Raw genomic sequence first — 18,885 nt, 5'->3', positions numbered from 1 at the left:
ACGACACGCGGAATGGGAGGGCTATCCGGATGGGAACGAGCATTGAGGTCGACGGCCTGCGCAAACGGTTCGGGTCGACGACAGCGCTGGACGGGATGACGTTCACGGTCTCGCCCGGCCGGGTCACCGGGTTCGTCGGCCCCAACGGGGCCGGCAAGTCCACGACGATGCGGGTGATCCTCGGCCTGGACGCACCCGACGCCGGCACCGCGCTGGTCGGCGGCCGGCGGTACGCGGCCCTGCCGCGCCCGCTGAGCCACGTCGGGTCGCTGCTGGATGCCGCGGCGCCGCAGCCGGGCCGCAGCGCCCGCAACCACCTGATGTGGCTGGCCCACTCGCAGGGCCTCACCGGCCGCCGCGTCGACGAGGTGCTTGACCTTGTCGGCCTGACCGGCGCGGCGCGGCGCAAGGCCGGCGGCTACTCGCTGGGGATGCGCCAGCGGCTCGGGATCGCCGCCGCGCTGCTCGGCGACCCACCCGTGCTGATGTTCGACGAGCCGTTCAACGGGATGGATCCCGAGGGGATCGTGTGGATGCGCGGCTTCCTGCGGGGGCTCGCCGACGACGGCCGGACCGTGCTGGTCTCCAGCCATCTGATGGGCGAGCTGCAGGACACCGCCGACCACCTGCTCATCGTCGGGCGTGGCCGGCTGATCGCGGACACCTCCACAGCGGCGCTGCTCGCGGCCGCGGCCGGAAACAGGGTCCGGCTACGCACGAGCGCCCCACCAGCGGCCGCGGCGGCGCTCGAACGCGCGGGCGCGTCGGTGATGCCCACGGGCGGAGAGACGCTGACCATCGCCGGCCTTCCCGCCGGGGAGGTCGTCGCGGTGCTGAGCGCGGCCGGCGTCCCGTTCGCCGAGGTCGCCGCCGAGCAGGCCAGCCTCGAACGGGCCTACCTGGACCTCACCCGCGGGTCCGTCGAGTACGCCGCGCGGCCCGCGCCCACCGCGTCCGCCGCCTTGGAGGACGCGACGCGAAAGGACCTGGCCCGATGACCAGCACGCTGTCGCCGCCCGTCGCCACGCCGGCCGAACCGCGTGGGCGATCCACCTTCGGCCGGATGCTGCGGGCCGAATGGACCAAGTTCCGGACGCTGCGCGGCTGGGTCCTCGCCGTGCTCATCGGCGCCGCGCTCATCGACGTGGTCGGGCTGTTCGCCGTCCACAGCACCATTTCCTGTGACCAGGGGTCCGGCAAGGCCTGCTACCAGCCACTGCCCACCGGGCCGGGCGGCCAGGCGGTCACCGACTCCTTCTACTTCGTGCGTCAGCCGCTCGCCGGCGACGGTGCCATCACCGTCCGGATGACGTCGCTGACCGGCCACTACTCGGCGGCACCTCCCGCCCCGGCGGAGCCTTCGGCCGGCTCGGCGGTGCCTCCCGCCACCCCGGCGGACCCGGGGCAGCAGGCCGGCGGCGTCGACGCGACCCAGCCCTGGTCCAAGGCCGGAATCATCATCAAGGCGAGCACGACCCCCGGGTCGGCCTACGCGGCGATGACGGCCACCGGCGGCCACGGCACCCGGATGCAGTGGAACTTCACCCACGACGTCGCCGGCCTGGCCGGCCCGGTCGCCGCCGCGTCGCCGCAATGGCTGCGGCTCACCCGCGCCGGCGACACGGTCACCGGCTACGACTCGGCCGATGGTGTCACCTGGACCAAGGTGGCCACCGCTCACCTGGCCGGCCTGCCGGCCACGGTCCAGGTCGGGCTGTTCGCCACCTCACCCGGCGTCCTGGTCGTCACCGAGTCCTTCGGCGGCTCGTCCGCGACCGGCACCTCGAGTACGGCGACGGGCACGTTCGACCATGTCCTGCTGTCCGGTGCGACGACGGGCGCGGGCTGGACCGGCGAGGCCATCGCCGGCGACGGTGCGCCAGGGGCGAGGCCGGGCGGCGACCAGCCGGGCTCCTACGAACGGGCCGGCGACCAGATCAGGGTCACCGGGTCCGGCGACATCGCGCCGGCGGTGCCCGGCGTGAGCTCCAGCCCCGCCCCGACCGCGGCGATCGAGGACCATCTGCAGGGCGTCTTCCTCGGGCTGATCACGCTGGTCGTGGTCGCCGCGATGTTCGCGACCGCCGAGTACCGGCGCGGCCTGGTCCGCGTCACGCTGGCCGCGATGCCGGGCCGGGGCCGGGTGCTGGCCGCGAAGGCGGTCGTGATCGGCGCCGCCACGTTCGCCGCCGCGCTGGTAGCGGCGGCCATCGCGGTCCCGGTGGGTGCGCGGCTCTCCCGCGACGAGGGGTCGTACGTGCTGCCGGTGAGCGGACCGACCGAGGCACGGGTGATAGTCGGAACCGCGCTGCTGGTCGCCGTCTGCGCGGTGCTCGCCCTCGCCGTCGGGGTGATCCTGCGGCGCGGCGCCGCCGCGGTCGCCGCCGTCGTCGTCGGGATCGTGCTGCCCTACCTGCTGGGCGTGGTACCCGCGCTGCCGGTCGAGGCCCGCGAATGGGTGCTGCGGGTCACCCCGGCCGCCGGCTTCGCGATCGAGCAGAGCATCCCGCGCTACGCCCAGGTCACGGCCGAGTACTCGCCGCCGGCATACTTCCCGCTCTCGCCGTGGGCCGGCTTCGCCGTTCTGTGCGGCTACGCCGCGGCCGCGCTGGCCGTCGCGTACGTCCTGCTGCGCCGGCGCGACGCATGACGGCGACGGCACCGGCCCTGACGCGTCAGGACCAGCGGACGTCGCCGCGAGACGCCTGGCTCGCCGGCCGGCACGCGCTGCGCGCGGAGTGGACCAAGCAGCGGACCGTCGCCGGGCCTGGCTGGCTGCTCGTCGCCGCCGCCGTGCTGACCATCGCGGTCAGCGCGGCGGCGGCCGCCGCCACCCACTGCCGGCCGGGCGGCGAATGCCCCGTCGACACCGCGAAGCTGAGCCTCACGGGCGTCCAGCTCGGCCAGGCGGTGGTCGCCGTCCTCGCGACGACGGCCGTCGGCGCCGAGTACGGCACCGGCCTGATCCGGGTGACCCTGACGGCGGTCCCCGGCCGGCTGACGCTGCTGGCCGCGAAGGCCGTCACGGTGACGGTCCCGGTCCTGATCGCCTCGACCGCCGGGGTCCTCGGCTCGCTGCTGGCCGGCCGGCTGCTGCTGCCCGGCCACGGCCTCGGCCCGTCGCGCGGTTTCACGGCGCTGACCCTGACGGACGGGCCGGTCCTGCGGGCCGCCGGCGGATCGGTCCTCTACCTGGCGCTGATCGCCCTGCTGGCTCTGGGTATCGCCACGGCCGTCCGCGACACCGCCGCCGCCATCGGCATCGTCCTTGGCCTGCTGTACGTGTTACCGATCATCGCCGCGGCCACCGCCAACCCCCACTGGCAACGCCACCTCAACCAGCTCAGCCCCATGACCGCCGGCCTGGAGATCCAGGCCACCACCAACCTGGACACCCTGCCCATCGCGCCCTGGTCCGGCCTGGGGGTGCTCGCCGCCTGGGCCGCCGCCGCCCTCCTCACCGGCGCGCTGCTTCTCCGCTTCCGCGACGCGTGACCTTCCGTCCACGACCGGAGCGAGGGCCGCGACGCGGTGGCGTCGCGGCCCTGTCCGGTGATGCGATGAGGTTGGCGGCGGCTCAGCCGCGGGTCAGCCGCGGGTCAGCCGCTCATGTGTCAGCGGGAGCCGGGGGTGGGCAGGGCGACGTAGGGGAACGCGGTGGCGAACGGCACGTTGTTGGCGTTCACGGCGTCCCCGAGTGCCTTCGCCGCCGCCGGCGGGTTCGGCAGCAGGACGCCCTGGACGGCCTGCAGCTCGATGTCGACGACGTCGTCGATCAGTCGCCGCCCGTTCGGGAACCCGGCGGTGTCACCGCCGACCACGCCGAGGCGGTGCGGGTGCGCCGCGGGCGGGACCGACATGTTCAGCCGTAGCGCCTCGTAGGGGACGATCCTGCTCGGGGCGGCGTCCTTGTTCAGCGTGTGCGCGTTCAGGTCGACGCCGAGGTTCGCCTTGCTCACCCCGGTCAGGAAGGCCGCCACCAGGTCATTGCGCGGTTCCTGAGGCGCGGGAATGTTGTAGATGGCCTGGATCAGCTTGGGAAGCTCCGGACTGGTGACGTAGCGCAGGAACTGGGCATCGCGGTCCGGGTTGGAGTTGTTGAACCGGTCCTTCTGCCCGACCGGAACGACCACCTCGTTGACCAGCGGCGAGCCGAGCCGGGACACCTGCGACCAGCCGCCACCGTTCGTCGGCTGGCCGTTCCCCCCAGTGCCGGGCAGAACGCGCAGGCTGCGCCGGTCGGTGGTGCTCCAGGCCCCGATCACCGGGTTACGGGCCGGGTCCCCCTTCAGCGCCAGGTCCTTCTTCGGCACCTGCAGCACGATCGAGTTCACGTTGTACCCGGCGAGAGTGTCCTTCCCGATCTCCGTCGCATTGCCGCCATAGAGCAGGTCGAACACCCGCAGGTCCAGGAAGAACGGGTCGTCGGCCTGGCCCGCGAAGGTCCTCAGGCCACCGGGCAGGGTGCGCACCGCGTCGGACCGCAGCTTCGCGTAGTCCGGCATCGAGGCGACGCCTACGTTCGACGGCGCCACCGGCACGTTGTCGGCCAGCACCGTGGTCCGCCCACCCCGGACCAGCTCCAGCTTGTACACCTGGGTGAAGTTCAGGTCAGGGTCGTTCAGCGCCGTGACCGCGCCGGTGTTGTAGAGGAACGTGTTCGGGTTCTTGTAGTGCGACGTGAACGTCCACCGGTAGGTCGAGTCCGCCTTCGCGTCGCCGTCCGCGTCGACGTGCAGGTTGTAGCGGGCGTCGGTCGCGAACGGGAAGAAGTTCGGGCCGCCGGCCGGCTCGGAGAAGGGCGACCAGTTCGCCACCAGCGTCACTGTGTCCGGCGCGTCCGGGCTCACGAACGCATACGTGTCCGTGTTGTCCACCGTCGGGTCCGCGGCGATCAGCGGCGCCTCCCGGTGACTGGACGCATTGCCGGCGAGCGGCGTCGCGACGACGGCCGCGGCCGCGCCCAGGGCCAGTGCGGCAATCCCCGCCAGGCCGCGCCGAAGGTCCCGGCGCGGGCGAGAAGGCGGGCGGGGTTCCGGGGAAACCTTGCGGACGGTCAGTTGTTGGTTCACGGATCACCTCGGAGGGTCGCGCGGGCCGGCCCGTCGCCGGCCTCGCACGAGCTGTTCGGGGCCGGCCTCTGCGCGGATGGGTGCACGCCCGCGGACGCGCCCTGTCGCGTACCTGACACGTCAAGTGACCGGTCCGAGTCCCTGGCGGCCTCGAAGAGAAGGCGGCAGATCGTCGAGGACCGTCGGTTGGCCGGCCGGGCCGACTCGCGCCCGGTGGCCACCGCGGCGGACGTCAAGGGGCGAACGATGAGACGACGAGCGAGCCGCGCCGCACTCGGCGCCATGCTCACAGTGGCTGTGCTGGCCGCGACGGCGACCGTCGCGGCGCTGGTGGGCGTGGGCCCGACCGGGGCCGGCGGCCGGCCGGCCGCCAGCGAGAGCGCCGCCGGCGGGCAGGGCGCCGGTCCGGTGGCCCAGGTCGGCCGCCAGATCGACACGCTGACCACGCGGCTGCGTGCCCTGCCCGGAGACTGGCCGGGCTGGGCGGCGCTCGGCGCGGCCTACGTCGCGCAGGCGAGGATCACCGGGGATCCGACCTCCTACCCGCGGGCCGAGAACGCCTTTGCCAGGTCGCTGCGGGTCCACCCCGACGGCAACGACCTGGCACTTGCCGGGCAGGCGTCGCTGGCCGCCGCCCGGCACGACTTCCCGGCGGCGCTGCGGCTCGCCGACGCCGCGATCGCCGTCAACGAGTTCAGCGCACCCGCCCAGGGCGTGCGCGCCGACGCGCTCATCGAGCTGGGCCGCTACCCCGAGGCCTGGCAGGCGGTGCAGCGGATGGTCGACCTTCGCCCGGACGTCTCGTCGCTGGCCAGGGCGTCCTACACCTTCGAGCTGCGCGGCGAGGTCGAACCGGCCAGGGAGACGCTGCGGCGGGTGCTGGCCGACGCCACCTCACCGGCCGACGCCGCCTTCGCCTGGCTGCAGCTCGGTGAGCTCGCCCGCGGCACCGGCGACCTGGCCGGTGCCGACGACGCCTACCGCCGAGGCCTGGCCGCCGACCCGGCGTCGGCCCCGCTGCTCGCGGGCCGGGCGCGCGTCGCCGCCGCTCGCGGGCAGACCGGCGCGGCGCTCGCCGACTACCGGACGGCCGTCGGCCGCTCGCCGCAACCGGCGCTGGTCATCGAGTACGGCGAGCTGCTCGAGTCGCTCGACCGGCTGCCCGAAGCCCAGCAGCAGTACACGCTCGCCCGGGCGACCGCGGCCCTGTTCCGCGCGCAGGGCGTCGACGTCGACGTGGAGCTCGCGTTGTTCGAGGCCGACCACGGCGACCCGGCCGCGGCGCTCGCGGCGCTCACCCCCGCCCAGCCGCGTCGCGCCGGCGTGTTCGTCGACGACGCGCACGCCTGGGCGCTGCACCGGCTCGGCCGCGACGACGAGGCGCTCGCCTACGCGCGCGCCGCCGTCGCGCTCGGCACGCCACGGGCACTGTTCCGTTACCACCTCGGCGTCATCGAGGCGGCCCTCGGCCAGCGTGACGCCGCCGCCGGCGACCTGCGGGCCGCGCTTGGCCTCGACCCGCACTTCTCCCCGCTGCACGCGCCGCGGGCCGTCGCTCTGCTCGCCTCCCTCGACGGCCAGCGCCCGACGGGCGGCGACCGATGACCGCCCGCCCGCTGCCCGCCGCCGGCTCGGTGCGGACCGACGCCCCGCGGTCGCGGTGGCGCTCCCGTCGTCGCCTGCGCCGTCCGGCCGTGCTCGTCTGCCTGGTGACCTTCTTCCTGGCGCTCGCGGCCGGCGCCGCCTCCGCCCACCCCCTCGGCAGCTTCACCGTGAACACCGCGAGCGTGCTGCGGGTGGCGCCGGACCGGGTCCGGGTCGACGTGGTCGTCGACTTCGCCGAGATCCCGGCGACCCAGCTGCGGCCCGACGTGGACGAGGCCGGGCCGGCGGCGTGGCGGGACCGGGAGTGCGCCAGAGTCGCCGGCGACCTTCGGGTGGCCGTGGCCGGCACACCGACCCAGCTGGCCCCCACCGGGGGAGCGGTCACCTTCCCACCGGGCCAGGGTGGCCTGTCCACGATGCGGCTTGTCTGCCGGTACGGCACCGCCATCACGCCGGGGCTGCTGGACGCGGGCGGCACCGACGTCGTGTACGCGCTGCGCGCCTACACCGACCGGTCTGGCTGGCGGGAGACGATCGCGGTCGGCGACGCGGCCACGCTTGTCCGCAGCGATGTCCCGGACCGGTCCTCGAGCGCGCTGCTCACCGCCTACCCGACCGACCCGCTCGCCGGCCGGTCCGACGTCACGCGGGCGTCGCTGCGTGCCCGGCCCGGCGGCCCGGTGGCCGCCGACGCGTTCCCGGAGGTCGCGGACGATGGCGCCGCCGGCACGGTGGGCGAAGCGTCCAGCGGCGGCCAGTCCGTCTCCCGGCCCGGGAACGGCGGGCTGACCGCTCGGTTCACCGGACTCGTCGGCCCGGACTCGGCGCTGACCCTCGGCGCCGCCGCCCTCGCCCTCGTCGTGGCGCTCGGCCTCGGCGCGGCGCACGCGTTCGCGCCCGGCCACGGCAAGACCCTGATGGCGGCCATGATCGTCGGGCGGCGGGCGACCGGCAGGCAGCTCGCGGGAATGGCGGGCGCCGTCACGCTGACCCACACCCTCGGGGTGTTCGTGCTGGCCGTGACGCTGTCCGCGTCGGCAGGTCTTGCGCCCGAACGCCTCTACCCGTGGCTCGGCGCCGCCAGCGGCCTGCTCATGATCGGCCTTGGCCTCGGCCTGCTGCGATCCAGGCTCGGCCGCGGCGCCCCCCGACTGGCGGGCCTGCTAGGCCCCGACCACCGCGGCGATGACCACACGCATGGCCACAGCCATGGACATCACCACCGTGATCACGCGCATGGCCATGCCCATACGCACGGCGCGGACCACGACGGCGGCCATCCGTACGGCCAGCACGATCACGCCGACGACCATACGCACGACCATGGGCATGGGCATCACCACCATGATCACGCGTACGGCCGTGCCCATGCGCACGGCGACGACCACGGTGGCGGCCATGCGGACGGGAACCACGATCACGCCGACGACCACGGTCACGGTCATGGGCACGAGGGTGACCACGCCCACGACCAGGTACCTGGCGGCGGCCACGCCGGCCATGACCGCGCGCGCGGCGGTGAGGCTCACCGTCATCGGCACGGTGGCCGGTGGCACAGCCACGCGCCGCTGCTGGCGGCCGACGGGACCCCGCCGCGCCTTCGGTCGCTGCTGCTGACCGGCCTCGCCGGCGGCATGGTGCCGACGCCATCGGCGGTCGTGGTGCTGCTGGGCGCGATCAGCGTCGGGCGGGCGTCGTTCGGGGTCCTGCTGGTCATCGCCTACGGCCTCGGCATGGCCGCCACCCTCGTCGGCGTCGGGTACCTGCTCGACCGGTCGCTGCGCCCGCTGCTGCTCCGGCTGCGGCGCAGAGCGCCGCGGCTCGCCGCGTCCGCCTTGGCCGCGGGGCCGGTGGTGAGTGCTGTGATGGTCATCGGCGTCGGGGCGCTGCTCATGCTGCGCGCGGGCATGGCCCCGCCAGCCTGACCGCGCGACGGTGCCCGACAGCGCGGTTTCCCCGGGAAATTGCGTTGCGGACGGCAGGCTTATCCGGTGAAATTCTGGAGTGCTCGCATGGAGGAGGTGAAGCCATGACGAAGCGAATGAGATAGCCGCCAGTTGGCCAGTCGGGCCATACGGTGCCCGGCGCTGGCGGCCAGGAGGAGTGTGCGTCGTGCGCAACCACGGCGAGAAGACGAAGGATATGGCCGAGTCCGTGCTGCCCTCGACCGCGCGCCGGTCCGCCCGGCAGGAACGGCGCCGGATTCATCAGCGCCAGCGCGCCCGTGAGCGGAACCTTATGGTGGTCGTCCGTGGTAACGCGGAACACGACGACGGCAACGCCGACTTTCGTGAGGTAATCCGTCGTCGGGACATCACACAGATGGTGTGGGACCGCCGGGGCGCCGACAAGATCGGCTCGCTGGTCCGCTGGGCGGGTAGCCGGGTCGACCGCGACGACAGTCTGCGGGAGGCATCGGTCGACGAGCAGGTCCAGTACTTCGCCCGACTGCTGCCCGACAACCTGATCGGCCGGCACGCCGTCCAGCACATCGAGTCCGAGCTGGAGCACCGCGCGCGGTCCGGCGAGTGGCGCGAGCGGCGTGCAACGCTGGCGGACCGCCTGCGCCGGGAGCGTGCCCAGCTCGCCGACGACCTGCGGACCATCCTGGACGCGGGGCGCCACCGGGAGCTCAACCAGGCGCTGCGTGCGGGCTACCTCTGGGAGGCCCGCGGCGGATCCGTCGGGGCTCGGCCCCACGCGCTCGCCGCCGCGGTCGGCCGGCTCGTGCTGGGCGCACACGACGTCGACGACTTCGTGACGGATGTCGCCGGCCGCCATCCCTGGATTCCGGACCTCGCGCGGCGGCTCGCGTCCGAGGTGGGCTGAGCGAGACCGGCGCGGCGGCGGTCAACCGGTGGCCGTGGGCCCGACGGGGCGCGGGGAGTCGGGCGCACCGCCGGGTTCTTGCGGAACGCGCGCTCGACGAGCGGGCGAAGCGGTCCGGTAAGACCGGAGAGGTCCGGGTCCTCGTTGACGGCCCGGTACAGCAAGGAATCCGTTCGTGGGTGGCGGCGCTGGGGCAGGCCGCCCGGGGCATGACACGGCTCTGGCCTGGCCACCGGTGGTGACCAGGCCAGAGACCGTTTGGGGAACGTTCCCGGAAGGGCGGCCCGGATTGTTCGGCTAGGCGTTCTGGCTGGAGCGGACGCCGGCCTCGACGGCGTCGCCGAGGTTCTTGTCGACGTTGCGCCAGTACTCGAAGGCACGGACGAGGACCGGCTCGCTCACGGCCTTGAGCAGGTGGCCGACGATGTTGTTGACCAGGCGCTCCCGGGCCGCGTCGTCCAGGACGTCGCGGACCATCGTGCCGGCCTGGCCCCAGTCGTCGTCATCCTCGCGCAGGGTGTAAGCGGTGCGCACCATGTCGCCGTCGGAGTACCAGAGGCCGTCGCCGCCGGCCAGCGCCGGGTCGGCCTTCGGGCCGCCGTAGGAGTTCGGCGCGTACACCGGGTCGGCGGCGTTCTGGATGCGCATCGCGCCTTCCTTGGCGTAGCTGTGGACGGGCACGTGCGGGGCGTTCACCGGGATCTGCTTGTAGTTGACGCCGAGGCGCGCCCGGTGGGCGTCGGAGTAGCTGAACCCGCGGGCGAGCAGCATCTTGTCCGGCGAGAGGCCCGTGCCGGGGACGAGGTTGTTCGGCTCGAACGCGAGCTGCTCGATCTCGGTGTGGTAGTCGGTGACGTTGCGGTTGAGCGTCAGCCGGCCGACCTCGTGCAGCGGGTAGTCGCCGTGCGGCCACACCTTGGTCAGGTCGAAGGGGTTGAACCGGTAGGTCTTGGCCTCCTCGAACGGCATGATCTGCATCTTCAGGGTCCAGCTCGGGAAGTTCCCGGCCTTGATCGACTCGTACAGGTCGCGCTGGTGGTAGTCGCCGTCCGACCCGGCGAGCTGGTCGGCCTCCTTCTGGGTGAGGAAGTCGACGCCCTGGTCGGTCTTGAAGTGGTACTTCACCCAGAACTTCTCACCGGCGGCGTTGATCCACATGTAGGTGTGGCTCGAGTAGCCGTTCATGTAGCGCCACGTCTTCGGGATGCCGCGGTCGCCCATCAGCCAGGTGACCTGGTGGGCGGATTCGGGGGACAGTGTCCAGAAATCCCACTGCATGTCGTTGTCGCGCATGTTGTTGTCGGCCCGCCGCTTCTGCGAGCGGATGAAGTGCTGGAACTTCATCGGGTCGCGCACGAAGAACACCGGCGTGTTGTTGCAGACGAGGTCAAAATTGCCCTCGGTCGTGTAGAACTTCAGCGCGAAGCCGCGCGGGTCGCGCCAGGTGTCCGGGCTGCCGCGCTCTCCGGCCACCGTGGAGAACCGCGCGATGGCCTCCGTCCTGGCGCCGGGCTGGAAAATCGCCGCCCGGGTGTAGGCGCTCACGTCCCGTGTGACCTCGAAGGTGCCGAACGCGCCACCACCCTTGGCGTGCGGCTGGCGCTCCGGGATGCGCTCCCGGTTGAAGTTCGCCATCTGCTCGATCAGGTAGTGGTCCTGCAGCAGGAGGGGACCATCCGTTCCGACGGACAGCGAGTGCTCGTCGCTGGGGGCCGGCGCGCCGGCGTCGGTCGTCGTCCAGTGACGTTCCTGTGTGGTCACGCGCGCGCTCCTTTGCGTATGTCGGGACGCCACTGCCCGAAATGTTCGTGGTGCCGGGACGCCGCCGGCCTCACGCCCGCGCGAGCTTGCCGGTATCGAGGATTGCCCGTTGCCGACAGGCCGCTGATGCGGGTCGGACGTTGAGTCCGCGTACCCGTCGTCGCCCCTTGCAAACGCCGGTGGTGATAGGGCCCTCGATCCCGCTCTGGCCGTTTTGGCCGCCCGGGACCGGTTTTGGCGCGTCCTCGCCGTCGCCACGGCGCACGGCCTGGCCCGGCCGGCGGGCCGGCCGGGTCAGCGGGCGCGCAGCGTGATCCGAGTCCAGGAACCGAGGTAGATGCGCGCACCGTCGGCGAGCTCGACCGCGACGCCGCGCTCCACCCGGCGCAGGTCGTCCCCGAGCCAGGTGCCGTTCGCGGAACCGAGGTCGATGACGGTGAGCGGCCCGCCCGGAGGGTGCTCGAGCAGGGCATGCGCGCGGGAGACGCCGATGTCCTCCGGGGGCAGCGACAGGTCGATCTCCGGGAAGATCCCGCGAGACCGGCTGCGCCGCCCGATCAGGGTCCGGCCGCCCAGCAACGCGACGAGCCGGGGTGGCGTGTCGGTCGGGAACGGCGCCGAGCCGTCGTCGCCGCGATCGAAGTAGGCCCGGTCGGGAACGACCTCGGCCAGCCACGCGGCCGGGGCGCCGACGGGCGGCTCCGGGCGTGACGGCGCGCGGGGTGGGGTGGAGGGCGTGGGGGGCGGTGCCGGCGGGGGAGTCGGCTGGGTGGTCAGGGGCGGTGCCGGGCGCTCCCGTTCCGCGGGCACGGTCCGGGTGAGGAAGTCATAGGCGCACTCCTCGCAGTAGCGCTGGCCGGGCTCGCGCGGCGTCTCGCACAGCGGACATACCGCCTCCCGCCCGGCGGGTCCCACAGCCCCCGTGGGCGTCGCGGCGGCCGGAGGTGGGCCGGCGGGGGAGGCGCCGGCTCGCGGAACGCCGCCCAGGTGGGGGCTCGGCTGCCCGGCCGCGCCCGAGAGGTGCTCGTCGGCCGGCGGCTGGGTCACCGGCCACGGACCGGTGACCCAGCCGAGCGGTGGCCGCGCCGACGGAGCGGCGGTGCCGTCGGCCGGCATCGGCGCGGTCGCCACCTGCGCGGCGCCGCCCGCGCCGCCCGCGCCGCCCGCGCCGCCCGCACCGGTCGCGTCGGCCGCGGCCTCGATCCGGGCACCGCACTCGTCGCACCAGTCGTCGGTGCCCGAAAGGTGGCCCAGCGGGCAGCGGACGCTCACCGCGGCGCTGGGACCGTCTTCGTCGACTGGGCGTCGAGATCCATCTCGTCCAGCTTGTCCACGTTCGCGCGCAGCTTCACCTTGCCCGTCGCGGCGTCCTCGATCTCGACCACCTTCTCCAGCAGCGCCAGCCTGGCGGTGTCCCGTGCCCTGGTGGCGAGCCGGGCCGCCTGCCCGAGCAGCGTCGCGGCGGTCTCCCCGTCGCCTTCGTTGCGGGCCTCGAGACCCTTCTGTATAGCGTCGGCGAGCTCGGCCTGTCCGGTGTAGTGCGCGACCGTGCCGTCGATCCGCGTGCTCAGCTCGACGTCGTCGGTCCAGGCGGCGAGCACCTTCGCCTCCGCGAGCGGCTCGCCGTCGACGACCAGACGCACCCGGGCCGACAGCTTCTCGACGCCGACCGGGCCGGGGAGGATCTTGATACCCAGGTGGTACACACGCTTTTCCTCGCCCCACGCGCCCGTCGGGTAGTCCCTGGTCAACGCGTCCACCGCGACGGCGCCGCCGGTCAGGTCCGTCACGTCCGGGAGCACCTGCCGCAGGAACAGCACGTCGGCGCCCCGCGGCGTCCAGACCCGCAGCGCCACCTTGTCGATCCCGCGGCCGAGGGCCGCCTCGACGATGGCACGGAAGTCGTCGGCCATCTCGTTTGGCTTGCGGATGAGGCCGACGTCGCCGAGCAGCCGCTTGGCGATCCGCCGCAGCTGGGCCACCTCCCAGTCCGCGCCGACGCCGCGGCAGTCGCACTGGAACACTCCCTCGCACTGGTTCAGCGCCCGGTCGAGCTCCGCCTCGGTCTGGCCGTTCTGGCCGTCGGTGAGCAGGATCGCGTGGTGGATCGCGTCCGGCCTGGTCAGCATCAGCTCGCGGGCGAGCAGCAGCCACTCGCCGATCGCGGTCCCGCCGCCCGCCTGCATCCGGCTCACCGCCGTCTTGGCCGCCTCTCGGGTGGCGGCGGAGGCGACGGCCAGGCTGTCCCGTTCCGGGAAGATCTTCTTGGCGAAGTGCTCGCCCTGCACGACCGCGAACAGCACCCCGTCGCTCAGCGTGTCGATCGCGGCCCTCGCGGCCCGGCGCGCTTCGATGATCTTGTTGCCGCCCATGGACCCGGAGCAGTCCAGCAGGATCACCTCCGCCGCCGTCCGCCCGCCCGGCTGGGACCGGGCCTGGCCCTGCTCCTGCCCGCCGCTCTTTGCGGTGACCGTGACCACCGCGTGCACATCCGTCCCGCCCGCGGGCAGGTACTTGTTCTGGTTGACCTCGGAGGTGAAGACGAGCATCAGCCTCTCCCCGGCATGTCGATGACGACGACGGTGATGTTGTCGCGGCCGCCCGCGCGTAGCGCGACCGCGGTCAGGTGGCGGGCGACCGCGAGCGCGGACGCGTCGGGTGGCAGCGCCGCGACGTGCGCGGCCAGCTCCGTGACGCCGGAGGCGTAGTTCCACAGCCCGTCCGTGCAGACCACGACCCGCCCGGGGCCGGTGACCGGTACGACGGCGACCCGCGGCCGTGCCTCCCCGCGGTCGGGGCTGAGCCAGCGGGTGATGGTGTGCGCGCCGGGGGCCGTGTCGGCGGCCTCAGGCGGGATGAGGCCGGCACGCACGGCCTCGGCGGCGAGCGTGTCGTCGGCGGTCAGCCGCAGCGCCCCGCCGTCCGAGCCGAGCAGGTAGACCCGGCTGTCGCCCAGCCACCCGACCGTGACGTCGGTACCGGTGACGACGGCCGCGGCGAAGGTACACGACGGCGCCGGGTCGCCGGGCGCGGCGGCGGGCATGGCCCGCTGGGCCCGCTCCGTCGCCACGTGCAGCCCGCCGGGCACCGCGGGCGCGTGGGGGCTCGCCGCGGTGAGCCACTCCGCGAGCGTGGCCGTCGCCGTCTGGGCCGCGGTGGCGGCGGCCGGTCCCGAGCCGGGCACGGTGGAGACGCCGTCGCAGACGACGGCGACGACCGCCGTCCCGGTTCCGTCCGCTGTCGCGGGGTCCGGCCAGGCGACGAGGCGCAGGCCCATCGCGTCCTCGTTGTCCCGGTGGACGAGCCCGCGGTCGCTGACGCCGGCGAGCCGGCCGAGGTCCATCTCCAGGTGGTCGCCGGGGCGGGCCGAGCCCAGCCGCAGGCCGCAGTTGAGGCAGTAGCCGTCGTCGTCGACCGACGCGGAGGCGCACGCCGGGCACAGCCCGCCCGGCCCGGCGAACCTGGGCCCGGCGGCGGGTGCCGGGGCCTCCAGCGACACCGTCGACCCCTGGGAGGCGGTCGAGCCCAGCGAGACGGTCGGCTCCACGCCAGTCGCCTCCGCGCGTGCGTCCGACGTCTCCGGTACGACCGTGGCCCGTGAGCCGGCGGTCTCCGGCCGCGCGGTCGCCCCCGGCGCGGTCGCCCCCGGCGCCGTCGGCCCCGGCGCCGACGGCCTCGGTCCCGGCGCTGTCGACCCCGGTGCGGACGCCGCGGTCGGCTTCGGCGCGCTGGCGGGGTCTGGCGGGCTGGCGGGGTCTGGCGGGCTGGCGGGGTCTGGCGGGACGGCCGACGCCGGTTGGCCGGACGCACCAGGCGGGGCCGCCGCCGGGAGGACCGCCCCGCACTGCTCGCAGTAGACGTCCGAGTCGGCCGCCTCTGCCAGGCATGCCTGGCAGAGCCGCACCGCCGCGGTCCCCTCGTCCGCGCCGCCCTCGTCCACCGCGCCGCCCATGTCCACCGCGTCGGCCGCGTTCACCGGGCTGGCCGCGGCCGGCCCGTCCGCGAGGGCGGCCTCGGCCGACGCGGCCGGCGTGACGACCCCGGCCGCGTGGTCGCCGGCGCCGCTCGGCTCCCGCGCGCTGGCCTGCCCGGCGGGCGCCATCAGATCAGCGTCCTGGGACGGACGCTGTTCGCGAGGTCGACCAGCTCATACCGGATGGCGGCGTTCGGCGCCTGCTTGGCCATCTCGCGGTAGACCCGCTCGAGGGCGAACCGCAGGTCGGTCTCCCGCAGCCGGGCCCCCGCGACCTGGATGTCGTCGGCGTCCGCCAGCGCGCCCGAGGCGACCAGGCCGACCGCGGCGGCGAGCAGGTCGCGGGTGAGCGCCGCGCGCCGCACCTCGTCGAGCCGGAGCCCCTGGCCGGCGCCGAGCCGGTCGAGCACCCGGGACGCCTCGGCGATGTCGTCCCGGCCGGGCGTCCCCGCCGCCGTCACCGTGCCGAGCACCCGGGCCAGCCGGATCTGCGCGTCCAGGTGGGCCGCCGAGGACGGTGGGACCCGCTGGTAGGCCGCCACGGCCCCCGTCCGGTCGCCCCGGGCGGTGCGGACCCTGGCGAGCCCGAACGCCGCGCTGGTGAACCCGTCGTCGGTGCGCGAGACGATGTCGTACATCCTTTCGGCGTGCGCCAGGGCGCCGTCGACCTCGGCGGCGAGCGCGAGCGCGAGCTTGGGCGCGAGCTCGCCCGGCGCCTGGGAGTAGACCCGGTCGAAGGCGCCTCTGGCCGCCGCCGCGTCGCCGCCCGTGAGCGCGAGCAGCCCGCGGTAGTACTCGACCCGCCACTCCCAGAGGTCCTCGTCGGCGACCTCGTCGAGCAGCTGGCCGGCCTCGGCCGCCTCGCCCGCCTCCATCAGGGCGCGGGCCCGCCGCAGCCGCACCTCGACGGTCTGGGGGCTGATCGCGGCGAGCAGCTGGGCGAGCGCGGCGGGGTCGCTGTCCGGCAGGGCCGCCAGGGTGCTGGCCGCCTGGTCGGCGGGGTCGACCCGCAGCGCCGGCAGCACCGCCCACGGCGGCCCGGCCCTGGTGCCGTCCAGGTCCTCGCCCGTGAGGTGGCTGTCGCCGGCGAACAGCCGGCTCGGCGCCGGCACCGGCTTGCCGCCCTCGGCGGCGACGATCTCGCGCAGCACGCCCAGCAGCTCGTCGTACATCTCGTCGGCGCTGGTGAACCGGTCGTCGGGCAGGGGCGCGGTCGACTTGCGCAGGAACCGGTAGAGCGAGTCGTAGCGGACCAGCGGCGGGTGCTCCGAGGTCGGCGGGAGGCGGTACCGGTAGGTCGAGGTGTTGCCGCGGAAGTTCAGGATCAGCGCCGCGAGCGTCCGCCCGATCGTGTACAGGTCGGAGGCGACCGACGGCCCCTGCCTGGCCACCTCCGGGCCCTGGTAGCCGGGTGTGCCGTAGATCGCCCCGCCGACGGCGTCGAGCCGGCGGACGGCGCCGAGGTCGATGAGCTTCACCGCGTCCCTGGCGAGCATGACGTTGTCAGGCTTGAAGTCGCAGAACACCAGGCCACTGCGGTGCAGGTAGGCGAACGCGGGCAGCACCGCGAGGATGAAGGAGATCGCCTCGGCCACCGGCAGGGGGTCCGGGTTGCCGCCGGCCGCGTCGCGGCGGCGCTTGAGCAGCTCGCGCAGCGACGTCCCGCCGACGTACTCCATGACGATGTAGCTGTGGCCGGCGTGCTCCACGAACGTGTAGACCTTGACGATCGCGGAGTGGTCGACGGAGGCGAGGAACCGGCGCTCGGCGACGGCCGCGGCGTAGGCGTCGGCGTCACCCGCGTCGAGCATGCCCTTGAGCACGACCCAGAAGGTCTGGTCGACGCCGGTGTCGCGGGCCAGGTAGATCCAGCCCTGGCCGCCGTGCGCGATCGCGCCCTCGATCTCGTACTGGCCGGCCCGGTCTCCCTTGGAGAGCGCGGGCACGAACGAGAACGGCGTCCGGCACTTGCCGCAGAACCCCTTGGGCCTGGCCGCCCGCTTGGCGCTGCCGCGCCCGACCGGTTGCCTGCAGTCGGGGTTGGGGCAGATCCGGCGGCTCTCGGGAATCTGCGGGTCGACGAGCACCATCGAGGTCGGGTCGGGCGCGGGCAGCTCCGGCACCTCGACGAGACCGGCGCCGAGCCGGCTGCGCGGCCCGGTCGTGCGCGTCGACCGGCGGGAGCGGCCGGACCGGCTGCTTCCAGACCCGCTGGCGCTTCCGCTTCCGCTTCCGGTCCCACCGCCGACGCCGGCGGTGGCGCTCCCGGTCCCACCGGTGCCATTGCCGGCACCGGGCTGGGGGCTACCGCCGGCCGCCGAGCCCACGTGGGTCCCGCAGACGTCGCAGTAGCCGTCGTCGGTGATGCGCCCGTCACAGGCGGGGTCCACGCAGCCGTTCGGGCCCCTGGCGCTGGGCTGGCCGGGCGTGGACGCCTGGCCAGGCGCGGCCGGTGGCACGTAGAGAGTGCCGCACGTGTCGCAGTAGCCATCGGCGTCGATCGTGCCGCCCGGGCAGTCGCTCTGCGGGCAGGGGATGCCCTTGGATGTCATCCCGCCTCCTCCGTGTCCCACGCGGCGTTGCCCGTCGCGCGGTCGTCGTGCGCGGTGCCCCCGGCTCGCCCGCCGGAGCGGGCCGGCGGCGCGGCGGGCGGCATCCGGGCCGGCACCCCGCCGGTCCCGCTGGCCCCGCCGAGACTGGCGCGACCGGCGGTGACCGCCGCCGCGTACCTGTGGACGAGTTCGCCGGCGAGGTCCAGATCGCTGGGAGCGATGTAGAGCGCATCATGGGCCCGCCGGTGCAGCGCGATGAGATCCGGGTCCTCGGCGCTGCCGTCGGCGGCGGCCTTCGCGTGCAGCGCCCCGAGCAGCCCCCGCAGCTCGTCGCGCCGCCGCAGCGGCGTGGCGTTCTCCTCGGCGACCTCGCGGGCCCGCCGCAGCGTCGCCTCGGCGGTACCGCGCCAGGCCAGCAGCCCGCGGGCCGCGCCCGGCCAGTCGCCGCCGGCCGCCGCGTCAGCCAGCCGGCCCAGCCAGGGGCGCAGCCCGCGGCGTGGGTCGGACAGCCAGCCCTCGTCCAGCCGCCCCAGCGCCGCCCGCGCGCCCGCGACCCGTTCGACCGCCCTGCGCGCGTGGCGTTCGCCCTCGGCGGCGACGGCGAGGATCTCGGTCAGCAGCGCCTCGGCGGCGCGCAGGTCCCCGGCGAGCGAGCCGCGGGCCCGCCCGAGCGCGCCGAGGACCGCGTCGGCCTCGTCCACCGCCGCCGCGGCGGCGGCGAGGTCCGCCGCCTGGGCCGACAGCGGGTCGGCGGCGACGGCCGACCCGTGCGCGCGCACCGCCGCCCTGGCGTCGGCGAGCTCCGGCAGGTCGGCCAGGCCCAGCCGGGCGGCGTCGACGGTGAGCTCGGCCAGCCGCCGTTCGGCGGCCGAGAGCTGGCCGACGCTCGCCGCCCAGGCGGCGACGACCGCGTTCACGTCCGCCCGGACCGCGTCGACGACCTCGCTCGTCCCGTCCAGCAGGTCCTCGGGGTAGGCGGCGATGCCCGCGGCCGGACCAGCCGGCGGGTGGGCGGCGGGGGCGCCCGCGCTGGCTGGGCCCGCGCTGGCTGGGCCCGCGCTGGCTGGGCCCGCGCTGGCTGGGCCCGCGCTGG

13 protein-coding genes are annotated in these 18,885 nt (G+C 74.8%); 6 read left to right on the top strand and 7 right to left on the bottom strand.

The annotated features are described in order from the left end of the window. Positions 1 to 29 precede the first annotated feature (29 nt). Genes BCD48_RS13405 through BCD48_RS13395 form a run of 3 tightly spaced genes read left to right on the top strand, consistent with a single transcriptional unit; the run spans position 30 to position 3,495 of the window. Positions 30 to 998, top strand: a complete 969-nt coding sequence (locus tag BCD48_RS13405) for an ABC transporter ATP-binding protein (protein WP_071048691.1) — start codon at positions 30 to 32, stop codon at positions 996 to 998. Next, a complete protein-coding gene (locus BCD48_RS13400) occupies positions 995 to 2,650 on the top strand; it encodes a DUF1349 domain-containing protein (RefSeq protein WP_071048690.1) in 1,656 nt (551 codons plus the stop codon). Before BCD48_RS13405 ends, BCD48_RS13400 begins: the two co-directional genes overlap by 4 nt. Continuing rightward, positions 2,647 to 3,495 carry an ABC transporter permease gene (locus BCD48_RS13395; protein WP_083418572.1) on the top strand — a complete coding sequence of 283 codons (849 nt, stop codon included), beginning with the start codon at positions 2,647 to 2,649 and terminating at the stop codon, positions 3,493 to 3,495. The genes BCD48_RS13400 and BCD48_RS13395 overlap by 4 nt, the downstream gene beginning before the upstream one ends. A gap of 119 nt (positions 3,496 to 3,614) precedes the next feature. Here the strand turns inward: BCD48_RS13395 and BCD48_RS13390 are convergent, their stop codons facing one another. Beyond that, positions 3,615 to 5,072: a DUF4331 domain-containing protein gene (locus tag BCD48_RS13390; RefSeq protein ID WP_071048689.1), complete on the bottom strand. Its 1,458-nt coding sequence runs from the start codon at positions 5,070 to 5,072 to the stop codon at positions 3,615 to 3,617. A 246-nt stretch (positions 5,073 to 5,318) separates the two neighbouring features. Between BCD48_RS13390 and BCD48_RS13385 the strand changes: the two genes are divergently transcribed. The 3 genes from BCD48_RS13385 to BCD48_RS13375 all read left to right on the top strand — a co-directional run bounded on the left by BCD48_RS13385 (position 5,319) and on the right by BCD48_RS13375 (position 9,506). Continuing rightward, positions 5,319 to 6,677: a tetratricopeptide repeat protein gene (locus BCD48_RS13385; RefSeq protein ID WP_071048702.1), complete on the top strand. Its 1,359-nt coding sequence runs from the start codon at positions 5,319 to 5,321 to the stop codon at positions 6,675 to 6,677. Beyond that, complete coding sequence (locus BCD48_RS13380) at positions 6,674 to 8,602, top strand: high frequency lysogenization protein HflD (protein ID WP_241841699.1); 1,929 nt, start codon at positions 6,674 to 6,676, stop codon at positions 8,600 to 8,602. The genes BCD48_RS13385 and BCD48_RS13380 overlap by 4 nt, the downstream gene beginning before the upstream one ends. Before the next feature lie 187 nt (positions 8,603 to 8,789). Next, the gene (locus tag BCD48_RS13375) at positions 8,790 to 9,506 is read left to right on the top strand and encodes a hypothetical protein (RefSeq protein ID WP_071048688.1); all 717 of its coding nucleotides are present in this window, start codon (positions 8,790 to 8,792) and stop codon (positions 9,504 to 9,506) included. Positions 9,507 to 9,803: 297 nt separating this feature from the next. Here the strand turns inward: BCD48_RS13375 and BCD48_RS13370 are convergent, their stop codons facing one another. From BCD48_RS13370 to BCD48_RS13345, 6 genes are all read right to left on the bottom strand, one after another. After that, positions 9,804 to 11,267: a catalase gene (locus BCD48_RS13370; protein WP_071048687.1), complete on the bottom strand. Its 1,464-nt coding sequence runs from the start codon at positions 11,265 to 11,267 to the stop codon at positions 9,804 to 9,806. 294 nt (positions 11,268 to 11,561) lie between these two features. Then, on the bottom strand, positions 11,562 to 12,539 hold the full coding sequence (locus tag BCD48_RS13365) for an FHA domain-containing protein (protein WP_241841698.1): 978 nt from the start codon (positions 12,537 to 12,539) through the stop codon (positions 11,562 to 11,564). After that, positions 12,536 to 13,816, bottom strand: a complete 1,281-nt coding sequence (locus BCD48_RS13360) for a VWA domain-containing protein (RefSeq protein WP_071048686.1) — start codon at positions 13,814 to 13,816, stop codon at positions 12,536 to 12,538. Before BCD48_RS13360 ends, BCD48_RS13365 begins: the two co-directional genes overlap by 4 nt. Next, positions 13,816 to 15,369, bottom strand: a complete 1,554-nt coding sequence (locus BCD48_RS53475) for a protein phosphatase 2C domain-containing protein (protein ID WP_241841697.1) — start codon at positions 15,367 to 15,369, stop codon at positions 13,816 to 13,818. Before BCD48_RS53475 ends, BCD48_RS13360 begins: the two co-directional genes overlap by 1 nt. Then, positions 15,369 to 17,792 (bottom strand): serine/threonine-protein kinase, encoded by a 2,424-nt coding sequence (locus BCD48_RS13350; RefSeq protein ID WP_071048685.1) that lies wholly within the window; start codon positions 17,790 to 17,792, stop codon positions 15,369 to 15,371. The genes BCD48_RS53475 and BCD48_RS13350 overlap by 1 nt, the downstream gene beginning before the upstream one ends. Continuing rightward, a partial coding sequence (locus BCD48_RS13345) for a hypothetical protein (RefSeq protein WP_071048684.1) occupies positions 17,789 to 18,885 on the bottom strand: 1,097 nt, incomplete at its 5' end. The genes BCD48_RS13345 and BCD48_RS13350, both read right to left, overlap by 4 nt.

The sequence above is a fragment of the Pseudofrankia coriaricola genome, assembly GCF_001854805.1.
GTDB lineage: Bacteria > Actinomycetota > Actinomycetes > Frankiales > Frankiaceae > Pseudofrankia.
The sequence above is the reverse complement of the archived record's forward strand: the minus strand, read 5'-3'. Positions and strand labels throughout refer to the sequence as shown.

Excerpts from the sequence above, each read along its gene's own strand:
- BCD48_RS53475 (WP_241841697.1), bottom strand. The coding sequence starts at position 15,369 with ATGGCGCCCGCCGGGCAGGCCAGCGCGCGGGAGCCGAGCGGCGCCGGC.
- BCD48_RS13380 (WP_241841699.1), top strand. The coding sequence starts at position 6,674 with ATGACCGCCCGCCCGCTGCCCGCCGCCGGCTCGGTGCGGACCGACGCC.
- BCD48_RS13385 (WP_071048702.1), top strand. The coding sequence starts at position 5,319 with ATGAGACGACGAGCGAGCCGCGCCGCACTCGGCGCCATGCTCACAGTG.
- BCD48_RS13360 (WP_071048686.1), bottom strand. The coding sequence starts at position 13,816 with ATGCTCGTCTTCACCTCCGAGGTCAACCAGAACAAGTACCTGCCCGCG.
- BCD48_RS13405 (WP_071048691.1), top strand. The coding sequence starts at position 30 with ATGGGAACGAGCATTGAGGTCGACGGCCTGCGCAAACGGTTCGGGTCG.
- BCD48_RS13350 (WP_071048685.1), bottom strand. The coding sequence starts at position 17,792 with ATGACATCCAAGGGCATCCCCTGCCCGCAGAGCGACTGCCCGGGCGGC.
- BCD48_RS13395 (WP_083418572.1), top strand. The coding sequence starts at position 2,647 with ATGACGGCGACGGCACCGGCCCTGACGCGTCAGGACCAGCGGACGTCG.
- BCD48_RS13400 (WP_071048690.1), top strand. The coding sequence starts at position 995 with ATGACCAGCACGCTGTCGCCGCCCGTCGCCACGCCGGCCGAACCGCGT.